We start from the raw sequence: 20,569 nt of genomic DNA, 5'->3' as shown, positions 1-20,569 counted from the left end.
CACGTGTTCCCCGGGGGAGACTGGTCGGCATGAGACTCTTCGCCGCCCTCCTGCCCCCCGAGGACGTCGCCGCCGCTCTCGCCGTCGAGGTGGACGCGCTGCGGAGGCTGCCCGGGGCGGACGGGCTGCGGTGGACCGGGCGGGCCGGGTGGCACTTCACGCTCGCGTTCTACGGGGACGTGGACGACGCCCTCGTGCCGGAGCTGTCGGAGCGGCTGGCGCGGGCCGCGCACCGCACCGAACCCTTCGGGCTGGCGCTGAGCGGCGGCGGGCACTTCGGGCACGGACGGGCCCTGTGGGCCGGCGCCGAGGGCGGCCTCGCGGACCTGCGGCTGCTCGCCGAGCGGGCGGAGGCGGCGGGGCGCAAGGCGGGCGTCGCGCCGGGGGAGCACCGGCGCTACAAGCCCCACCTCACGGTGGCCCGCAGCCGGCAGGCGCACGACGTGCGGCCGTACCTCGCGCTACTGGACGGTCTCACCAGCCGCACCTGGACCGTGACCCACCTGGCGCTGGTGCGCAGCAACCTGCCGCGGTCCGGCGTGCCGGGGGAGCAGCCCCGCTACGAGGCGGTCGCCCGCCACCCGCTCGGCGCGTCCGGTTAGGCTCGGGGGCGTGGACCCGAAGACCCGTAACCGGATCATGGCCGGTGTGCTCGTGCTGATGCTCGTCGTCGTGGCGGTGGCGGCGGCCCTCGGCTGAGCCGGCCGCCGCCCCGCTCACGGCGTTACCAGGCGAAGGCCTCCGGGGACGGCCCCGGGCCCGGGAAGATCTCGTCCAGGCCGGCCAGCAGCTCGTCCGACAGCTCCAGCTCCACCGCCCGCAGCGCCGAGTCGAGCTGCTCCGCGGTGCGCGGACCGACGATCGGGCCGGTCACGCCGGGCCGGGTCAGCAGCCAGGCCAGGGCGGTCTCACCGGGTGCGAGTCCGTGCTTGTCGAGCAGGTCCTCGTAGGCCTGGATCCGTGCGCGGCCCGCCGGGTCGGCCAGCGTGTCGGCGGCCCGCCCCGAGGCCCGGCGTCCGCCCTGGACCTCCTTCTTGAGCACGCCGCCGAGGAGCCCGCCGTGCAGCGGCGACCAGGGGATCACCCCGAGGCCGTACTCCCGCGCGGCCGGGATCACCTCCATCTCGGCCCGGCGCTCGGCCAGGTTGTAGAGGCACTGCTCGCTGACCAGGCCGATGGTGCCGCCGCGCCGGGCGGCGGTCTCGTTGGCCTGGGCGATCTTGTACCCGGGGAAGTTCGACGACCCCGCGTACAGGATCTTGCCCTGCTGGACCAGGACGTCGATCGCCTGCCAGATCTCGTCGAAGCCGGTGTCCCGGTCGACGTGGTGGAACTGGTACAGGTCGATGTGGTCCGTGCGCAGCCGCTTGAGGCTGGCGTCCACCGCCCGGCGGATGTTCACCGCGGACAGCTTGTCGTGGTTGGGCCACGCCTCGCCGTCGGCGGTCATGTTCCCGTACACCTTGGTGGCGAGGACGGTCCGGTCGCGCCGGTCGCCGCCCTTCGCGAACCAGTTGCCGATGATCTCCTCGGTGCGGCCCTTGTTCTCGCCCCAGCCGTACACGTTGGCGGTGTCGAAGAAGTTCAGGCCGGCGTCCAGCGCCGCGTCCATGATGGCGTGGCTGTCGGCCTCGTCGGTCTGCGGACCGAAGTTCATCGTCCCGAGGACGAGCCGGCTGACCTTGAGTCCTGTGCGTCCCAGCTGCGTGTACTCCATGCCTCCAAGCCAACGGCTTGGAGTGCGCTCCAGGCAAGTGATCCCGGGCCTCGCGCCCGCGCGGCGCCCCGCCGTCCGGGCAGGCGGCCGCGGACCGGCGCCCGGCGGCGCTCTACGCGGCGGCGGTGTAGGGCCCGCCGAGGCCCCAGTCCTCGTCCATCGCCTCGGCGAACGCGGCCGCGATGCGGTGCTCGCCGCTCTCGTTCGGGTGGGTGCCGTCGTACGTGTCCGCGTGGAACTCGTAGTCCGCTGGCGGCGGTACGAGCAGCAGCGGGGAGCCCGGTTCGTCGAGGTCGGCGAGGGTCTTGGCGAGGAGTTCGTTGAAGCGGTGGACCTGCCCGGCGAAGGTGGGGTCGGCGTCCACGCGGATGTTGTGCAGCACCGGCATCACCGCGATCCGCACGCGCGGGTTGGCCGCACGGGCCTCGGCGACGAAGGCGCGGACGTTGTCGGCGGTCTGCTCCGCGTTGGTGTAGAAGCCGAGGTCGATCAGGCCCAGGGAGACCAGGAGCACGTCCGCGCGGTACTCCCGTACCGCCCCGCCGATCAGCGGCGTCATGTGGTGCCAGCCCTCGCCCCAGCCGGCCAGGTGGGCGCGGGGGAAGGCGGGTTCGGCGTAGGCGTACGAGGTGGGGGCGTCCGTCACCTGGTCGTGCAGTGTCTCGCGCGGGCCGACGCAGGTGAAGGGGCGGCCGTACGAGGCGCACAGGTGCTGCCACAGCCGGTAGCGCCACGTGTGTTCGCCGGTGCTTCCGATCGTCATGGAGTCACCGACGAACATGAACCTGAGCATCCGCTCATCATGGACGATCGGTCGGGGCGGCGCGACGTGAGCCGGGCCACCCCGGATGTGAGCCCGGCCACCCGGGGTGAGGGCCGGGGTGAACGCCCGCGCGGGATGGCAGGCTTGGCGCATGCGCAGACCCCTCGCCCTCCTCGCCGCGGCCCTCCTCGTGGGCGCGTTCGCCGTGCCCGCCTCCGCAGCCGACGGCGTCCCCGGGAGCGACGGGTTCACCATCAAGGACCCGCGCATCACCGAGTCCAGCGGCCTCGCCGCCTCCCGCCTCCACCCGGGCGTCTACTGGACGCACAACGACCAGGACAACGGGCCCTACCTGTACGCCGTCGACGGCGCCACCGGCGAGACCGTCGCCCGCGTCGCCCTCTCCGGCGTCGGCAGGCCACGGGACGTCGAGGCGATCGCGGTCGGACCGGGCAACCGCATCTTCGTCGGCGACATCGGGGACAACCTCGGCGGCACCTGGCCGTACGTGTGGATCTACGAGCTGCCCGAGCCGAAGGAGCTGAAGGACCAGACCGTCAAGGCGACGCAGTACGTCGTCAAGTACGCGGACGGCGCCCGGGACGCGGAGTCGATGGTCGTGCACCCGAAGACCGGGCGGGTCTACCTCATCGACAAGAACGAGGACGGCGGGCACCTCTACGAGGGTCCGGCCAAGCTCTCCGCCTCCGGCACCAACGTCTTCCGGCCCACCGTCCCCGTCGACCTCTGGGCCACCGACGCCGCGTTCTCCCCGGACGGGAAGTCGCTCGCCGTGCGCGGCTACCTCGGGGGCATCTGGTACGACTGGAACGGCGGGAAGATCCAGCGCAAGGACCGGATCAGCGTGCCCCTCGGGCAGGGCGAGTCCGTCACCTACACCACCGACGGCGCGAAGCTGCTGCTCGGCATGGAGGGCGCGAACAGCCCCGTCCGGGCCCAGGACGCGCCCGGCGCGGGCTCCTCGGGCGGGGGCGGTTCCGGCGCCTCGGGCGGGGACGGCTCCGGCTCCGGCGTCCCCGGCGGGGACACCCTCAAGGTCGGGGCGGCCGGGCTGGTCGTCGCGTGCCTCGCGCTGTTCGGGCTACGCCGGCTGTTCCGGCGGCGCTGAGCCCGCCGGGGGGCCGGGGGCCCGCGCCGCGTTCCGGGCGGCCACGAAGTCCTCCAGGCCGTCCAGGATGCGCTGGAGCCCGAACTCGAAGTGGTCGAACCCCGGCCCGAAGGTGTCCTCCGACATCCCGGCCAGGACGGGGTAGCGCCCGCTGGTCATGGCCTTCACCAGCATCGGCTCCTGCGCCTCCCAGAACTGCGCGTCCGTGAGCCCCGAACTGCGCTCGGCCTCCTGCGCGTACACCTGCGTGCGGGCGGCCCCGACGACGTACCCGTCGACCATGATGATCACCGACAGCAGCTCGGGGTCGGTCAGGCCCATCGGCTTGATCCGGGAGAGCACCCTCTCCATGCCCTCCAGCGCGCTCGGGCCGAGGACGGGGCGGGACTGGTTGACCTCCAGCAGCCAGGTGTGGCGGCGGTAGAGGGCGAGCGTGGCGTGGCCGAGGGCGTGCAGCGCCGGGCGCCAGCCGCCGTCGCCGAGGTCGGCGGGGTTCTCCGAGGCGCGCTGCACGCGGTCCAGCATCAGGTCGAGCAGCTCGCCCTTGCCGGGGACGTAGCGGTACAGCGACATCGTGCCGGTGCCCAGCTCGGTGGCGATGCGGCGCATCGAGACGGCGCCGAGCCCCTCCCGGTCCGCGACCTCCACGGCGGCCTCCACGATCCGCTCCAGCGTCAGACCGGGCTTGGGCCCCCGGCTCGGACGCCGGCCGGTGTCCCACAACAGTTCGAGGGTGCGGGCGATGTCGCCGCTGCCGCTGGTCTCCGTGCCGCTCGCCATGGGCCCAGTCTAGGTCCGCCGAAAAAAACTGAGTACGGCGTACGCGTAATCGGGTACGGTGTACTCAGTTGGCGAGTGAGAGGGGGACCCATGAGCGACGGACACGCGGTGCGCGCCGAGGGATTGGAGAAGCGGTACGGCGGCAAACCCGCCCTCGACGGCTTCGACCTGGCCGTCCGCGAGGGCACCGTGCACGGCCTGCTCGGGCCGAACGGCGCGGGCAAGACCACGGCGGTGCGCATCCTGTCCACGCTGGTGAAGCTGGACGGCGGCCGGGCCGAGGTGGCCGGCCTCGACGTCGCCCGGCGCCCGCGCGAGGTGCGCGCCCGGATCGGCCTGACCGGCCAGTACGCGGCGGTGGACGAGGTGCTCACCGGCCGGCAGAACCTGGAGATGTTCGGGCGCCTGTTCCACCTCGGCGGACGCCGGGCCCGCGCCCGCGCCGTCGAGCTGCTGGACCGGTTCGACCTGACCGCCGCCGCCGACCTCGGCGTCGGCAAGTACAGCGGCGGCATGCGGCGCCGCCTCGACCTCGCCGCGTCGATGATCCTCGCCCCGTCCGTGCTGTTCCTGGACGAGCCGACGACCGGCCTCGACCCGCGCAGCCGCGGCGAGGTCTGGGACTCGGTGCGGGCCCTGGTGGCGGGCGGCACCACCGTGCTGCTGACCACGCAGTACCTGGAGGAGGCCGACCGGCTGGCCTCCCGCATCACCGTCATCGACCAGGGACGCTCCATCGCCGACGACACCCCGGACGGCCTGAAGGACCTGGTCGGCGGCGACCGCGTCGAGGTCGTCGTCGCCGAACGGGCCGAGCTGCCAAGGGTGGTGAAGGTGGTCGCCCGGGTCTGCGAGGGCGAACCGGAGACCGACGAGGAGGCGTTGCGCGTGCACGCCCCGGTCACCGACCGGGTGGCCGCGCTGACCGAGGTGGCCCGCACCCTCCAGGACGAGGGCGTGGCCGTGGAGGACATCGGGCTGCGCAGGCCCAGCCTCGACGACGTGTTCCTGCGCCTGACCGGACACCGCACCGGTGCCCGGACGACGGAGAAGGAGGCGGCGGCCGCATGAGCGCCCTCGACCCGACCACGGTCCCGCGCGAGCGCGGGCGTCTGTACTGGCTGCTCGCCGACTGCGGCAACCTGGTCCGCCGCGGCCTGCTCCACTACCAGCGCCAGCCCGTCAACATCGCCTGGCAGCTGGGCTTCCCGATCCTCTCCGTCCTCCTGTACGGCTACGTCTTCGGCAGCGCGATGAAGGTGCCGGGCGGCGGGGACTACCAGGACTTCCTGATGCCCGGCATGTTCGTCATGACGATGGCGTTCGGCTTCATCAACACCGCGACCCTCGTCGTCCACGACTCCACCAAGGGCGTCATCGACCGGTTCCGCTCCATGCCGATGGCCTCCTCCGCGGTGGTCGCCGGACGCGGCGTCACCGACCTGCTCGCCGCCTGCGCCGAGCTGGCCATCATGATGCTGACGGCGATGGCCATGGGCTGGCGGCCGGACGGCGGCTGGGGCTTCCTGGGCGCGTTCGGGCTGCTGCTGTGGCTGCGGTTCGCGCTGATCTGGATCGGCGTGTGGCTGGGCCTGCTCGTCCCCAACCCGGAGGCCGCGGGAGGGCTGTTCGCGGTCGCCTTCCCGCTGACGATGATCTCCAGCATCTTCGTCGCCCCGCAGCTCATGCCCGACTGGCTGGGCTGGGTGGCCGCCTGGAACCCCATCTCCTCCACGGCGGCCGCCGCCCGCGAGCTGTTCGGCACACCGGTCGGCGGCGGCGACTCGTGGATCGAGCGGCACGCGCTGCTGATGGCGGTCGGCTGGCCGGTGATCCTGACGGCGGTCTTCCTGCCGCTGGCGGTACGCCGGTTCCAGCGGCTGAGCCGGTAGGCACCGGCGGAGTGCGGTTCCGGCGGGTGGTCCGGCGTGCGGTCCCTCAGTGGACGGGGACGGCCGCCGGCCGCCACTCGCGCCTGAGCAGTCCGTACACCCACGTGTCGGACACCTCACCGTTCACGACGCACTCCTCGCGCAGCGTCCCCTCCCGCACGAAGCCGATCTTCTCCAGGACCCGGGCCGACGCCGCGTTGCGTGTGTCGGCCTCGGCCTGGACCCGGTTGAGGTCGAGCGTGTCGAAGCCCCACCGCAGGAGGGCGTGCGCGGCCTCCGTCGCGTAGCCGTGGCCCCACGCCGCCTCTTCGAGGCAGTAACCCGTCGACGCGCTGCGGAAGTCCGGGTTCCATTCACCCAGGAAGCACCAGCCGACGAAGACCCCGTCGGCGGAGCGCTCGATCGCCACCCGCGCGCCGGTACCTTCCTGCGCCATCCTCCCGGACCGCTCGACGAACAGCTCGCCGCGCGCCCGGTCGGTCCACGGCGCGGAGTCCCAGTAGCGCATCACGCGGGTGTTGCCGTGCAGCGCGAAGAGGGCGTCCACGTCGTCGGCGGTGAAGGGCCGCAGGCGCAGGCGGGCGGTGTGCAGTACGGGAGTCGTCAAGGGCATGCCCGCCATCCTGGGCCCTCTCGCGGTCCGGGGCGCGGCAATTTCGTCCGCTACGACCGTGCACGCCCTTGGCATAGGCCAAAAGCACTTTCACTCCTTCGACGCACTGAGATCAGACCACTTGAGCGCCGCGTGGACAGTGTCTCCGGAGGAGTTGTTCGGCGAGAAGTAGGGCGTGCGGATGCGCGGAGGGCGCCCGGCGGGTGATCCGCCGGGCGCCCTTTCACGTACGGCCGCCGGAGGCTACAGCTTCTCGATCACGTAGTCGACGCACTTCGTGAGCGCCTCGACGTCCGCCGGGTCGATCGCCGGGAACATCGCCACGCGCAGCTGGTTGCGGCCGAGCTTGCGGTACGGCTCGGTGTCGACGACGCCGTTGGCGCGCAGCACCTTGGCGACCGCGGCGGCGTCGATGTCGTCGGCGAAGTCGATGGTGCCGATGACCTGCGACCGCTTGGCCGGGTCGGTGACGAACGGGGTGGCGTACTTGGACTCGTCGGCCCAGGTGTACAGGCGGGTCGAGGAGTCCTTGGTGCGGCCGGTGGTGAAGTCCAGGCCGCCCTGGCCGTTCATCCAGTCCAGCTGCTCGCCCAGCAGGAAGAGCGTGGCCAGGGCCGGGGTGTTGTACGTCTGGTTCTTGCGGGAGTTGTCGATCGCCGTCGGGAGGGAGAAGAACTCCGGGACGTGGCGGCCGGAGGCGTGGATCCGCTCGGCGCGCTCGATCGCGGCCGGGGAGAAGACGCCGATCCACAGGCCGCCGTCGGAGGCGAAGGACTTCTGCGGGGCGAAGTAGTACACGTCGGTCTCGGCGATGTCGACGGGCAGACCCCCGGCGCCGGACGTCGCGTCGACCAGCACCAGGGAGCCCTCGTCGGCGCCGGCGACCCGCTTGACGGGCATGGCGACGCCGGTCGAGGTCTCGTTGTGGGTGAACGCGTACACGTCCACACCGGCCTCGGCGTGCGCGTCGGGGTGGGTGCCCGGGTCGGAGGAGACGACGGTCGGCTCGGCCAGCCAGGGCGCGAGCTTCGCGGCCTTGGCGAACTTGGACGAGAACTCGCCGAAGCTCAGGTGCTGCGACCGGTTCTCGATCAGGCCGTGCGTCGCGACGTCCCAGAACGCGGTGGAGCCGCCGTTGCCGAGGATCACCTCGTAGCCGTCGGGGAGCCGGAACAGCTCGCGGATGCCCTCGCGGACCTTGCCGACCAGGTTCTTGACCGGAGCCTGTCGGTGGGAGGTGCCGAGGAGGGACGTACCGGTGGCGGCCAGGGCGTCCAGCGCCTCCACCCGCACCTTGGAGGGACCCGCGCCGAATCGACCGTCCGCGGGCTTGATGTCAGCAGGAATCTGGATCTCAGCCACGTGCCGGAGGGTATCCCGTCGGCCAAACCGGGCGAAGCCATGTCCGTCCGATGAGACGAGATCTCCGCCTGGCGGACCTGTACGGAACGACGAGCGCCCATGCTGGAGGACATGACCGATCTGGAGGCAGCACTGCGCAGGGCCGTCCGCGGCGAGGTCGGGTTCGACGCCACCTCCCGCGCCCTGACGACGATGGACGCGTCCAACTACCGGAGGGTCCCGCTCGGCGTGGTGGCGCCGAGAGACGCCGACGACGTGGCGGCCGCGCTGGCGGTGTGCCGGGAGCACGGGGTGCCGGTCGTCGCGCGCGGCGGGGGCACGTCGATCGCGGGGCAGGCGACCGGGACGGGTGTGGTGCTGGACTTCACCCGGCACATGAACCGGCTGGTCTCCCTCGACGCGGAGGCGCGGACGGCCGTGGTCCAGCCGGGTCTGGTCCTCGACCGCCTCCAGGACGCCGCCGCCCCGCACGGCCTGCGCTTCGGCCCCGACCCCTCCACCCACGGCCGCTGCACCCTCGGCGGCATGATCGGCAACAACTCCTGCGGCTCCCACTCGGTGGCCTGGGGCACGACGGCCGACAGCGTGCGCGAGCTGACGGTGCTCACGGCGCGCGGGAAGCGGCTCCGGCTCGGGCAGGAGTGGTCCGGCGCCCCGGACGGCCTGCGGGAGCTGGTCGACGGCGGCCTGGCGCGCCTGCGCACCGGCTTCCCCGACCTCCCCCGCCGGATCTCCGGCTACGCGCTGGACGCGCTGCTGCCCGAGCGGGGCGCCGACGTCGCCCGCTCCTTCTGCGGCTCGGAGGGCACGCTGGGCGTGGTGACCGAGGCGACGGTACGGCTGGTCGATGCGCCACGCGCGCGTGCCCTCGCGGTGCTGGGCTACGCCGACGAGGCCGGGGCGGCGGAGGCGGCGGCCGGGCTGCTGCCGTACGGCCCGCTGACGGTGGAGGGCATGGCGGCCGACCTGGTGCCGTCCACGCGGGGGCTGCCCCGGGGCGGCGCCTGGTTGTTCGTGGAGACCGGCGGGGACTCGGAGGCGGAGGCACGCGCGCGTGCGGAGGCGATCGTGCGGGCGGCCGACGTCCTGGACGCGCGCGTGGTGACCGACCCGGCCGGGCAACGGACGCTGTGGCGCGTACGGGAGGACGCCAGCGGTACGGCCACGCGGATGCCGGACGGTGCGGAGGCGTGGCCCGGCTGGGAGGACTGCGCGGTGCCCCCGGCCCGCCTCGGCGCCTACCTGCGGGACTTCAGGGCGCTGCTGACCTCTCATGGGCTGCGCGGCACACCGTACGGCCACTTCGGCGACGGCTGCATCCACGTGCGCATCGACTTCGACCTGCTGACGGACGCGGGGATCGCGAGGTTCCGCCGCTTCTCCGAGGAGCTGGCGGACGTGGTCGTGGCGCACGGCGGCTCGCTCTCCGGGGAGCACGGGGACGGGCAGGCGCGGGCGGAGCTGCTGCCGCGGATGTACGGCGAGGAGACGGTGGCGCTCTTCGAGCGGGCCAAGGCGGTCTGGGACCCGGACGACCTCCTCAACCCCGGCATGCTGGTCCGTCCGGCGCCCCTCGACGCGAACCTCCGCTTCTCCGTCCTGCCGCGCGAGCCGGTGGACGTGGCCTTCGGCTACCCGGCCGACGGCGGCGACTTCTCGGCGGCGGTACGGCGCTGCGTCGGGGTGGCCAAGTGCCGTACGGCCTCCGCGGCGGGCGCGGACGTGATGTGCCCGTCGTTCCGCGCGACGGGGGAGGAGGAGCACTCCACGCGGGGACGCGCCCGGCTGCTGCACGAGATGCTCGCCGGTGAACTGGTGACGGACGGCTGGCGGTCGACGGAGGTACGCGACGCGCTCGACCTGTGCCTGTCCTGCAAGGGCTGCCGCTCCGACTGCCCGGTCGAGGTCGACATGGCCACGTACAAGGCGGAGTTCCTGCACCACCACTACGCGGGGCGCCGCCGCCCTGCCGCCCACTACGCGATGGGCAGGCTGCCGGTGTGGCTGCGCTGGGCGGCGCGGGTGCGGGTGGCGCCGGTCGTCAACGCGCTCGCGTCGGTGGCCCCGTTGGCGGCGGTGGCGAAAAGCCTGGGCGGGATCGCGGGGGAGCGTGAGCTGCCCCGCCTGGCCCGGGAGCCTTTCACCCGCTGGTGGCGCAGGCGCCCTGCGGTTCCGGCCCGCTCCGGCGATCTGGTGGTCCTCTGGCCCGACACCTTCACCGAGCACCTGTCACCGTCCGTGGGCCGGGCGGCCGTACGGGTGCTGGAGGCGGCGGGGCTGCGGGTGGCGCTGCCGCCGACGCTGCGGGGACGCGGCCCGGTGGGCGACGGTACGTCCAAGTCGCCGGCGGCGCTGCTGTCGGCCCGCCGGGGCCGGGTCTGCTGCGGCCTGACCTACGTGTCGACGGGCCAACTGGACCAGGCCCGCGCGGTGCTGCACCGCACGCTGGACCTGATGGCCCCGGTACTGGAGACGTCGGCACCGGTCGTCGTGCTGGAACCGAGCTGCGCCGCCGCGCTGCGCACCGACCTGCCCGAGCTGCTCCACGACGACCCCCGGGCGGCTCGGCTCGCCGCCCGTGTACTGACCTTCGCCGAGGCCCTGGAACGCCACGCCCCCCACTGGACCCCGCCCGCCCTGGACCGCCCGGTCACCGGCCAGACCCACTGCCACCAGCACGCGGTCCTGGGCGACGCCCCCGACCGCCGTCTTCGCGAGGCGGCGGGCCTGACCGGCGTGCTGACCGGCGGCTGCTGCGGCCTCGCGGGCAACTTCGGCTTCGAGAAGGGCCACTACGAGGTCTCGGCCGCCTGCGCGGAGGACCAGCTGCTCCCCGCGGTACGCCAGGCGCCGCCCGGCTCGGTCGTCCTGGCGGACGGCTTCTCGTGCCGGACGCAGCTGGAGCAGCTGGCGGGGGTGCGGGGGCGGCATCTGGCGGAGGTGCTGGCGGAGGGGCTGGACGGGGACGGCGGCGCTGGCGCGCGGGCGTGACCGGAACCGCGCGGCGCGCCCGGTGCGTGATCATCCCCATGGACGGTTCGGATGATCAGGCGGAGGTGCGGCGGCGGCGCATCGGCGGGCGGACGTGGGGGATCGGTGCCGGTGCGGTCGGGGTGGCGCTGGCCGTCGTCGCGGGGATGCTGGTCCTGGGCGGCGGTCCGGAGGGCGTCGCCGAGCCGTACGCGTGCCGGGCGCCGGCCGTGAAGGGCGCGTCCGCGTCGGGGCGGCCCGCGCCGGAGGGCTCAGGGTCCGCGTCGGGGCGGCCCGCGCCGGAGAGCGCCCCGCCCGCGCCGGACCGGCCCGCGCCGGACCGGCCCGCGCCCGAGGGGCACGCCGACTTCGACGGGGACGGCAACCCCGACCTCGCCCTCGGCTCCGGCGGCAGCGTGGAGGGCGGGAGCGGCGGCGGGAGCATCGAGGTCGCCTACGGGACGGGGGACGGGACGCGGATCGGGCGCTGCCAGTACCTCACGCAGGACGATCCCGGGATACCCGGGAACAACCGCGACGAGGCGTTCTTCGGTACGGACGTGGTGGCGCGGGACCTCGACGGGGACGGGTACACCGACCTCGCGTCCGCCGTCTTCGACTGGAAGCCGAGCGTGATCATCGTGTGGGGCTCGGCGGACGGGCTGGCCTCCGCCACGCGCGTGCCGGGCACCGACGTCAGCCACGTCTCCTGGGACAACGACCCGAGCCTCGACGAGCAGCTCGCCGCCGGTGACTTCGACGGCGACCGGCACCCGGACCTGGTCTTCGGGCTCGGTTCCGACAAGGGCCTGCTCAAGGGTCCCTTCCGGCGCGACGGCACCCCGGCCGGGACGGACCGCGTGCCCGCACCGCGCAGGCCCGCGCCGGACGTCGCCGACGCCAACTACGGCGACCTCGTGGCCGGGGACCTCGACGGCGACGGCATCGACGACCTGGTGAGCTTCCACAACGCCGACCCGGACCCCGAGGGGCCCTGGTCCGAGCAGGTCAGACCGGTGAGCTACCTGCACGGCGGCCGGGACGGCTTCACCCAGCCGCGCGGCGTCCGCCTCCCCGACGCCGGGACGGGCGCCGTCGGCGACGTGGACGGCGACGGCTTCGGCGACCTGGTCCTCACCCCCCGGGGCGGCGACGCGAGCCGCAGCTCGGTGACGGTCGTGTACGGCTCGGAGTCCGGGCCGGGCGGGCGCAGGACGACCGTCGACCGCGACACCCCGGGCGTGCCCGGCGAGGAACCGCAGGACGAGGACGCCGTCCTCGCCCCCCTCGGCGTCGGCGACGTCAACGGCGACGGGTACGCCGACGTGGTCGCCGGCGCACCCCGCTGGGACGTCTACGGGAAGCCAGGTCCAGAGCAGGTCCTGTTCCTGGCCGGCGGCCCGGACGGACTCGGCGGCGCCGGCGCCCGCCTCTTCGACGGCTCCGGCTTCGGCACCGACCCGGACGGCGGGGCCGACTTCGGCAGCTCCCTCGGCCTCACCGACCTGGACGGCGACGGCCACGCCGACCTCGTGGTGACGGCTCCGGGCAGCGACACGATCGACGGCGCGGCGTGGATGCTGCCCGGTACGGCCGAGGGGCCCGCGACCGAGGGCGTGGTCCGGCTGTCCGCCGACGCCTTCGACGACACGGAGGGCCTGGGCCTGCTGATGGGGGGTGCGGGGATCGCCCACTAGGCCGTCCGTCTCCGGGCTCGATCTAGGACCTGATCCGACCTATATGCCTCGTAGCGTGGTCTCACCGACGGAGCAGGAACACCGGAAGACGGAGACGGACCATGCCCTTCGAAGAGACCACCGACGGCACCCGCGAGGAGACCGCGGCCCCCGCCGCCACCGGCGAGCGCGCCGACCTGCTGGAGACGCTGGCCAAGCACCGGCACTTCCTCCGCTTCACCGCACGCGACCTCACCGACGAGCAGGCCGGCCTGCGGCCCACCGCCAGTGAGTTGTGCCTCGGCGGCCTGATCAAGCACGTGACCGCGGTGGAGAGGAGCTGGGCGGAGTTCATCGTGAACGGCCCGTCCGCGATGGGCGACTTCACGGCCATGACCGAGGCCGACTGGGCGCGGCGGGAGGCCGAGTTCCGGATGCTGCCCGGCGACACGCTGGCCGGTGTGCTGGCCGACTACGCCGAGACCGCCCGCAGGACCGACGAGCTGATCGCCGCCCTGCCCGACCTGGGGGCCGCGCATCCGCTGCCGAAGGCCCCCTGGTTCGAGGCGGACGCGCGCTGGTCGGCCCGCCGGGTGCTCATGCACGTCATCGCCGAGACCGCCCAGCACGCCGGCCACGCCGACATCATCCGGGAGTCCCTGGACGGCGCCAAGAGCATGGGCTGACCCGCACGGCCTCCCGCCCGGTCACCCGACGAAGCGGTACTTCAGGTGCGTCGCCAGGGGCGTCTCGACCGCCCCGACCTGTTCGAGGTCGCGCCGCCCCGCGTCCCCCAGCCCCTCGAAGAGGCGCAGCCCGCCGCCGAGGAGGACGGGCACCACGTGGAGCTGGAGTTCGTCGACGAGCCCGGCCGCGAGGTACTGCCGAACCGTGTCCGCGCCGCCCCCGATGTCCACGTTCCGGTCCCCGGCGGCGGCCCTGGCCCGCTCCAGGGCGCTGTGGATGCCCTCGGTGACGAAGTGGAAGGTGGTGCCGCCCTCCTTCACCAGGGTGGGGCGGGGGCGGTGGGTGAGGACGAAGACCGGGGTGCGGAAGGGCGGGTTGTCGCCCCAGAACTCCTCACCCAGGTCGTACATCGTGCGGCCCATCACCACCGCCCCGGTGGCGTCGAACCACTCGCGGACCAGCTCGGAGTCGCGGTTCTCGTCGCCGCCGGTCATGCCCTGGCGCTCCCGCCAGCTCGCCAGGGTGTGGATCCAGTCGAAGATGCGCTCGGCGCCGTCGCCCCCGGGGTTGTCGCGGGAGACGTTCGGGCCGGCGACGTAGCCGTCGAGGGTGATGGCGAAGTCCGCGGTGACGGGCATGAGGGGCACTCCTCGGGTCGGGGCGGGTGTACTGCCTTCACCCGTGCGTCGATCGGGAGCCCCCGCTTTCGACACCGCCCGCGAGGCTTCCTCAGGGCGTCGTCTCGCCCCGCACCAGCGGACCGCACACCGGCTGGCTGTCCTCGGGCAGCTCGTCGGGGCGGCACCAGCGGGCCTCCAGGATCTCGAAGGGGTCGAGACGCAGCTCGCCGCCGAGCAGCCGGGCCTCGTAGGCCACCTCCAGGCGGGTGCGCAGGCCGCTGTTGAGCATGACCAGGCGGCCCACCTCCACGTCCAGGGCGGTCTCCTCCCTGACCTCGCGCACGACCGTCTCCCGGAAGTCCTCGCCCCGGCGCGCGAAACCGCTCGGCAGGCCCCACTGGCGTCCCGGCGGCCACATCCGGTGCTTCAGCAGCAGGACCCGTCCCTCGTCGTCGCGCACGACGCCGGTGACACCGACCACGTACTTGGTGTGGAGCAGCCACATCACGCGGCTCTGCACGGGGCGCAGCAGGCGCCAGAGGCGGGCAACGAGTCGTCTCACCCTCCGGACGCTACCTCCTCGCCCGGCGGAGCCCGCCGCCGAGTCCCCGCCCACATCGCGGAAGTGCGTTGACAGCGACCCGCCCCGCTCGCGACAGTTGCTTGGAGGCTTTACACGCCTGACGAAGTCCACTGCTCTGTACTGTGCCGTACAGTGCGATGGACGACCGACGCGTCATGCACCGCCCCCGACCCGCCGCACCCCGACGTTCCGGAGCCACCGTGAGTACCCCCAGCACCCCGTCCCAGGCCGCCGCCACCCCCGTGGCCGGCCCGGACGCGGCCACCGCCACCGGCCACCAGAGCGCGCCGGGCGGCGGCCGGGGCTCCCTCGGGCCGGTCGGCCTGGTCCTCGCCGGCGGCCTCTCCGTGCAGTTCGGAGCGGCGCTCGCGGTGACCCTGATGCCGCGGGCGGGGGCGCTCGGCGTGGTGACCCTGCGGCTGGCGGTGGCCGCCGTCGTACTGCTGCTGATCTGCCGGCCCCGGCTGCGCGGGCACTCCCGGGCCGACTGGGGCACGGTCGTCGTCTTCGGCATCGCCATGGCCGGCATGAACGGCCTCTTCTACCAGGCCGTCGACCGCATCCCCCTCGGCCCCGCCGTCACCCTGGAGGTGCTCGGCCCGCTCGCCCTGTCCGTCTTCGCCTCCCGCCGGGCGGTCAACCTCATCTGGGCGGCGCTCGCCCTGGCCGGCGTCTTCCTGCTGGGCGGCGGGGGCTTCGAGGACCTCGACCCGGCCGGTGCCGCCTTCGCGCTCGGGGCGGGCGCGATGTGGGCGGCGTACATCGTCTTCAGTGCACGTACCGGACGCCGGTTCCCGCAGGCCGACGGGCTGGCGCTCGCGATGGCGGTCGGCGCGGTGCTGTTCCTGCCGCTGGGCATCGCCGAGTCGGGCGGCAAGCTCCTGGACCCGGTCACGATCGGGCTGGGCGCCGGGGTCGCCCTGCTCTCCTCCGTCCTCCCGTACACCCTCGAACTCCTCGCCCTGCGCCGCCTGCCCGCCCCCACCTTCGCGATCCTGATGAGCCTGGAACCCGCCATCGCCGCCACGGCCGGCTTCCTCATCCTCGACCAGGCCCTCTCCGCCACCCAGTCCGCGGCCATCGCCCTGGTCATCGCGGCCAGCATGGGGGCGGTGCGGACGCAGGTGGGGCGGGGGCGGAAGGTCAAGGCGGTGCCCGACCTGCCGTAGGACGCCCCGCGCCCACGCGCCGCCGGGACCCGGCCCGCCCGGACGTCACCCCGCCGCATAGGCTGCGGACCTGGTCATCTCATCGGGATCATGGGGAGGAAACCGATGAATCACACGGCCGAGGTCTTCCAGCCCTTGCGGGACGACGACCCGCGCGTGGTGGGCGGTTACCGGCTCGCCGCCCGGCTCGGAGCGGGCGGCATGGGCCGGGTCTACCTTTCGCACACCCAGGGCGGCCGCCCGGTGGCCGTCAAGGTCGTCCGGTCCGAACTCGCCGACGATCCGGCCTTCCGGCGGCGCTTCGGCCGCGAGATCAGGTCGGCCCGGAAGGTGAAGGGCGCCTACACCGCCGAGGTGATCGACGCCGACGCGGACGGCACCCCGCCCTGGCTGGCCACGCTCTACGTGCCGGGCCCGGCGCTGTCGGACGTCGTCGCCCGCGGCGGGCCGCTGCCCGTACCGGCGGTGCTGTGGCTGATGGCGGGCGTCGCCGAGGCGCTGCAGGCCGTCCACGACGCGGGCATCGTGCACCGGGACCTCAAGCCGTCCAACGTGCTGCTCGCCGCCGACGGCCCCCGCGTCATCGACTTCGGCATCTCGGTCGCCGCCGATAGCACCGCGCACACCGCCACCGGCACCACCATCGGCACACCCCAGTACATGGCGCCCGAGCAGGCCTCCGGGCGAGACGTCACGGCGGCGACCGACATCTTCTCGCTCGGCCAGACCGCCGCGTTCGCCGCGCTGGGGGAGCCGCTCTACGGGGACGGGCCCGCGGTCGGCGTGCTGTACCGGATCGTGCACTCCGAGCCCGACCTGTCCGGGCTGCCCGAACAGCTCCGCCCGCTGGTGGCCCGCTGCATGGCCGCCGACCCCGCGGAGCGGGCCACCGCGGCGGAGGTCGTGGCGTGGTGCCGGCGGGAGCTGGGGCGGGACGCCGAGGAGGGGGTGGGACCCGCCGTCTGGCGGGAGGTCGCCGGACCGGAGGTGCCGGTACCGCCGCCCGCCCCGGCCCCGGAGCCGGCCCCCACCGCGCCGTACACGGGGCCGTGGACCGCGCCCGGCGCGGCCGGCGGCCCAGCGTGGCCCGGCGTCGCGCCGCGCACGGGTACCGCCCGGGAGCCGGTCACCGAGCAGTGGCCCGCAACGGCACAGGGCCCCGCCGCCGAGGGGCCCGCCACCGCCCGGGCACCGCTCCCGGCACCGTGGCCCGGCGCCGCCCAGTGGCCCGCCGGCCCGTACGGGGCGACCGCGCCGCGGCGGCCGGATGGACCGGAGGAGCGCAGGCGCCGCAGGAGACGGGCCGGGCTGATCACGGCCGCCTCGCTGGCCGCGGCCGCCCTCGTGGGCACGGCGGCGTGGAGTGCCCTCGACGGAGCGTGGGACGCCCTCCGGGACCGCGCCCGGGACAGGGCGGCGTCCGCCTCCGGGACGCCCGGTCAGGGGACCGGGGAGACCAGGGAGACCGGGCAGGCGGAGGACGCGAAGGCCGGAGGCGCGGCCTCCGGATCCTCGGGCACGGAGACGGCCGCTCCGGGGGGCGCCGCGTCCGGCGGAAAGGGAGCGGCGGCCGATGGGCCCGCGGCCGACCCCGCCGTCCCCACGGCCCGTGCCTACGGGCCCCAGTGGCTGGACGGCAAGAACTCGCTCGGCCTCGGCACCGGAGAGACGCGCACGGACCGGAAGCAGGACATCCGCTTCGCCTGCCGGCAGGCGAGCTGCGCCCTGGAGAGCGACACCAGCGTCTTCAGCCTGCTCTTCGGGGAGCCGGGCGCCACCTACGAGGACTGCCGCAGCCAACTCGACGACGTGGCCGACACCGACGGCCACCGCCTCCCGCTCGCGGCGGCGTCGGCCGGGAGCGAGATCTGCGTCAAGCACCGCAACGGAGACATCGCGCTGCTCGTCGTCCAGGTGAAGTCGACGGCGATGCCGGACGTCGGCTTCGTCACCGCGGACCTGACGATCTGGCGGGCGGAGAAGGACTGAGCCGCCGCGCGCGGTCCGGCCGCCGGGAGCCGGGCGTACAAAATCATGCAAGCATGCTTGATTGTTAATGGGCGCGCCTGCCATGCTCCCCCCACACCGCCCCGCTCACCGCCGTGCCCGAGGGGAGCCCCACGTGTCCGACCCGACGCCCGTGATCGACGACCTGCGCGAGGAGAGCGAGGAACTCGACGCGCTGGTCGCCCGGTTGAGCCTCGCGGAGTGGGGGCTCGCCACGCCCGCACCCGGGTGGACGGTCGCCCACCAGGTCGCGCACCTGGCCTGGACCGACCGCGCCGCGCTGGCCGCCGTCACCGACGAGGACGCCTTCCGGGGCTTCGTGGAGCAGGCGCTCGCCGCGCCCGACCGGTACGTCGACGACGGTGCCGAGGAGGGCGCCCGGCAGGAGCCCGCCGTGCTGCTGGCCGCCTGGCGGGACGGCCGGAGGACCCTCCAGGAGGCCCTGCGCGGTGCCACCCCCGGCGCCCGCTTCCCCTGGTACGGCCCCCCGATGGCCGTCGCCTCGATGGCCACCGCCCGTCTGATGGAGACCTGGGCGCACGGCCTCGACATCGCCGACGCGCTCGGCGTCGTCCGCCCGCCCACCGGCCGCCTGCGGCACATCGCCCGCATCGGCGTCCGCGCCCGGGACTTCGCCCACGCCGCCCACGGACTCACCCCGCCCGGCGAGGAGTTCCGGGTCGAACTCACCGGCCCGGACGGCGACGTCTGGGCGTACGGCCCCGCGGACGCCCCGCAGCGCGTCACCGGCCCCGCGCTCGACTTCTGCCTGCTCGCCACCCAGCGCGCCCACCGCGCCGACCTCGACCTCACCGCCGAGGGCCCGGAAGCCGACCGCTGGCTGGACATCGCCCAGGCCTTCGCCGGACCGCCCGGCGCCGGACGGAAGCCGAAGGGGGCCGCGCGGTGAGCGTCCTGCGCGTCGGGAACGCGTCCGGCTTCTACGGCGACCGCTTCGACGCCATGCGCGAGATGCTCACCGACGGCCCCCTCGACGTCCTCACCGGCGACTACCTCGCCGAACTGACCATGCTCATCCTGGGCCGCGACCGGCTCAAGGACCCCGGCTCCGGCTACGCCCGCACCTTCCTGCGGCAGCTGGAGGAGTGCCTCGGCCTCGCCCACGACCGGGGCGTCAGGATCGTCGGCAACGCGGGCGGGCTCAACCCCGCCGGACTCGCCGACGCCGTACGCGCCCTCGCCGACCGCCTCGGCATCCCCGTCCGCGTCGCGCACGTAGAGGGCGACGACCTCACCGCCGCCCACCCGGGAGCCCTGGCCGCGCACGCCTACCTCGGCGGCTTCGGCATCGCGGAGTGCCTGCGCGCGGGCGCCGACGTCGTCGTCACCGGACGCGTCACCGACGCCGCCCTGGTCACCGGCCCCGCCGCCGCGCACTTCGGCTGGGCGCCCGCGGAGTACGACCGGCTGGCGGGCGCCGTCGTCGCCGGGCACCTGCTGGAGTGCGGGGCGCAGACGACCGGCGGCAACTACGCGTTCTTCCAGGACGGCGACGTACGCCGGCCCGGCTTCCCGCTCGCCGAGATCCACGCCGACGGCACCGCGGTCATCACCAAGCACGACGGCACCGGCGGCTTCGTCGACACCGGCACCGTCACCGCCCAGCTCCTGTACGAGACGGGCGGCGCCCGCTACGCCGGACCCGACGTCACCGCCCGCCTGGACACCGTGCGCCTCACCCAGGACGGCCCCGACCGCGTCCGCGTCGAAGGCGTGCGCGGCGAGGCGCCGCCGCCCACCCTCAAGGTCGGCCGCAACCGCCTCGGCGGCTTCCGCAACGAGGTCGCCTTCGTGCTCACCGGCCTCGACGTCGAGGCCAAGGCGGCGCTGGTGCGGGCCCAGTTGGAGCCCGCGCTCGGCAAGGCCGCCGACGTCCGCTGGGAGCTGGTGCGCACCGACCGGCCCGACGCGCCGACCCAGGAGACGGCCGGCGCCCTGCTGCGGCTCGTCGTCCGGGACGCCGACCAGCAGGTCGTGGGGCGGGCGTTGAGCGGCGCCGCCGTCGAACTGGCCCTGGCCAGCTACCCCGGCTTCCATGTGCTGGCACCACCGGGCAAGGCCGCCCCCTATGGGGTCTTCGAGGATGTGTACGTCCCCCACGGCGCCGTCGACCATGTGGCCGTCCTCCACGACGGGAACCGCATCACCGTGCCGGGCCCCCAGGACACCGCCGTACTGACCGACGTGCCGGAACCGCCCCTGCCGGACCCGCTCCCACCGGGCCCCGCCCGGACCGCCCCCCTCGGCCTCGTCGCCGGCGCCCGCAGCGGTGACAAGGGCGGCAACGCCAACGTCGGCGTCTGGGCCCGGACCGACGACGCCTGGCGCTGGCTCGCGCACGAACTCACCGCCGACCGCTTCCGGGAGCTGATCCCCGAGGCCCAGGGCCTGCCCGTCACCCGGCACCCGCTGCCCAACCTGCGCGCCCTCAACTTCGTCGTCGAGGGCATCCTCGGCGAGGGCGTCGCCGCCCGGCACCGCTTCGACCCGCAGGCCAAGGCGCTCGGCGAATGGCTGCGCGCCCGCCACCTGGACATCCCGGAGGTCCTGCTGTGACCGCCGTCCCGCCGTACCCCCCGG

General features: G+C 74.4%; 18 protein-coding genes. 11 read left to right on the top strand and 7 right to left on the bottom strand.

Translation table 11 applies throughout. From position 1 onward, the window contains the following. The first annotated feature begins 29 nt into the window (after positions 1–29). Entirely contained in the window at positions 30–602 is a 573-nt protein-coding gene (thpR, locus tag IE108_RS17840) for an RNA 2',3'-cyclic phosphodiesterase (protein ID WP_064728493.1), read from the top strand. Positions 603–724: 122 nt separating this feature from the next. Here thpR and IE108_RS17835 read toward each other — a convergent pair whose 3' ends face one another. Both IE108_RS17835 and IE108_RS17830 read right to left on the bottom strand, forming a co-directional pair. Further along, entirely contained in the window at positions 725–1,717 is a 993-nt protein-coding gene (locus tag IE108_RS17835; protein WP_064728492.1) for an aldo/keto reductase, read from the bottom strand. A gap of 112 nt (positions 1,718–1,829) precedes the next feature. Further along, positions 1,830–2,510 (bottom strand): GDSL-type esterase/lipase family protein, encoded by a 681-nt coding sequence (locus tag IE108_RS17830; protein WP_064728491.1) that lies wholly within the window; start codon positions 2,508–2,510, stop codon positions 1,830–1,832. A gap of 121 nt (positions 2,511–2,631) precedes the next feature. Between IE108_RS17830 and IE108_RS17825 the strand changes: the two genes are divergently transcribed. Further along, positions 2,632–3,609, top strand: coding sequence for a hypothetical protein (locus IE108_RS17825; protein ID WP_064728490.1), 978 nt, complete (start codon positions 2,632–2,634; stop codon positions 3,607–3,609). Here IE108_RS17825 and IE108_RS17820 read toward each other — a convergent pair. Continuing rightward, on the bottom strand, positions 3,583–4,389 hold the full coding sequence (locus IE108_RS17820) for a TetR/AcrR family transcriptional regulator (protein ID WP_064728489.1): 807 nt from the start codon (positions 4,387–4,389) through the stop codon (positions 3,583–3,585). The two genes, IE108_RS17825 and IE108_RS17820, sit on opposite strands and share 27 nt — an antisense overlap. 90 nt (positions 4,390–4,479) lie before the next feature. Here IE108_RS17820 and IE108_RS17815 point away from each other — a divergent pair, with 90 nt between their 5' ends. Next, positions 4,480–5,460 carry an ATP-binding cassette domain-containing protein gene (locus tag IE108_RS17815; RefSeq protein ID WP_064728488.1) on the top strand — a complete coding sequence of 327 codons (981 nt, stop codon included), beginning with the start codon at positions 4,480–4,482 and terminating at the stop codon, positions 5,458–5,460. Next, complete coding sequence (locus tag IE108_RS17810) at positions 5,457–6,281, top strand: ABC transporter permease (RefSeq protein ID WP_064728487.1); 825 nt, start codon at positions 5,457–5,459, stop codon at positions 6,279–6,281. The genes IE108_RS17815 and IE108_RS17810 overlap by 4 nt, the downstream gene beginning before the upstream one ends. Positions 6,282–6,327: 46 nt before the next feature. Here IE108_RS17810 and IE108_RS17805 read toward each other — a convergent pair whose 3' ends face one another. Together IE108_RS17805 and serC are read right to left on the bottom strand one after the other, a co-directional pair. Next, positions 6,328–6,894, bottom strand: coding sequence for a GNAT family N-acetyltransferase (locus IE108_RS17805; RefSeq protein ID WP_064731819.1), 567 nt, complete (start codon positions 6,892–6,894; stop codon positions 6,328–6,330). A gap of 243 nt (positions 6,895–7,137) precedes the next feature. Next, a complete protein-coding gene (serC, locus tag IE108_RS17800; protein WP_064728486.1) occupies positions 7,138–8,256 on the bottom strand; it encodes a phosphoserine transaminase in 1,119 nt (372 codons plus the stop codon). Between the two features lie 111 nt (positions 8,257–8,367). Between serC and IE108_RS17795 the strand changes: the two genes are divergently transcribed. The 3 genes from IE108_RS17795 (at position 8,368) to IE108_RS17785 (ending at position 13,588) form a co-directional block, all read left to right on the top strand. Next, complete coding sequence (locus tag IE108_RS17795; protein WP_064731818.1) at positions 8,368–11,247, top strand: FAD-binding and (Fe-S)-binding domain-containing protein; 2,880 nt, start codon at positions 8,368–8,370, stop codon at positions 11,245–11,247. 38 nt (positions 11,248–11,285) lie between these two features. Next, entirely contained in the window at positions 11,286–12,923 is a 1,638-nt protein-coding gene (locus IE108_RS35115) for an FG-GAP-like repeat-containing protein (protein ID WP_079163829.1), read from the top strand. A gap of 101 nt (positions 12,924–13,024) precedes the next feature. Then, complete coding sequence (locus IE108_RS17785; RefSeq protein WP_064728485.1) at positions 13,025–13,588, top strand: DinB family protein; 564 nt, start codon at positions 13,025–13,027, stop codon at positions 13,586–13,588. 21 nt (positions 13,589–13,609) lie between these two features. On the opposite strand, the gene IE108_RS17780 is transcribed toward IE108_RS17785, so the two are convergent. Beyond that, a complete protein-coding gene (locus IE108_RS17780) occupies positions 13,610–14,227 on the bottom strand; it encodes a dihydrofolate reductase family protein (protein WP_064728484.1) in 618 nt (205 codons plus the stop codon). A 91-nt stretch (positions 14,228–14,318) separates the two neighbouring features. After that, positions 14,319–14,771 (bottom strand): NUDIX hydrolase, encoded by a 453-nt coding sequence (locus IE108_RS17775; RefSeq protein WP_079163550.1) that lies wholly within the window; start codon positions 14,769–14,771, stop codon positions 14,319–14,321. A 176-nt stretch (positions 14,772–14,947) separates the two neighbouring features. Here IE108_RS17775 and IE108_RS17770 point away from each other — a divergent pair, with 176 nt between their 5' ends. The 4 genes from IE108_RS17770 (at position 14,948) to IE108_RS17755 (ending at position 20,545) form a co-directional block, all read left to right on the top strand. Further along, positions 14,948–15,961 carry an EamA family transporter gene (locus tag IE108_RS17770; protein WP_162494711.1) on the top strand — a complete coding sequence of 338 codons (1,014 nt, stop codon included), beginning with the start codon at positions 14,948–14,950 and terminating at the stop codon, positions 15,959–15,961. Positions 15,962–16,066: 105 nt separating this feature from the next. Continuing rightward, the gene (locus IE108_RS17765) at positions 16,067–17,950 is read left to right on the top strand and encodes a serine/threonine-protein kinase (RefSeq protein WP_064728482.1); all 1,884 of its coding nucleotides are present in this window, start codon (positions 16,067–16,069) and stop codon (positions 17,948–17,950) included. Positions 17,951–18,083: 133 nt separating this feature from the next. After that, complete coding sequence (locus IE108_RS17760) at positions 18,084–18,878, top strand: TIGR03084 family metal-binding protein (protein WP_064728481.1); 795 nt, start codon at positions 18,084–18,086, stop codon at positions 18,876–18,878. Further along, positions 18,875–20,545, top strand: a complete 1,671-nt coding sequence (locus tag IE108_RS17755) for an acyclic terpene utilization AtuA family protein (protein WP_064728480.1) — start codon at positions 18,875–18,877, stop codon at positions 20,543–20,545. The genes IE108_RS17760 and IE108_RS17755 overlap by 4 nt, the downstream gene beginning before the upstream one ends. Positions 20,546–20,569 lie beyond the last annotated feature (24 nt).

It is taken from the genome of Streptomyces parvulus (genome assembly GCF_014648855.1).
Classification (GTDB): Bacteria; Actinomycetota; Actinomycetes; order Streptomycetales; family Streptomycetaceae; genus Streptomyces; species Streptomyces parvulus.
Note: the sequence above shows the minus strand (reverse complement) of the source record. Positions and strands in the feature narration are given on the sequence as shown.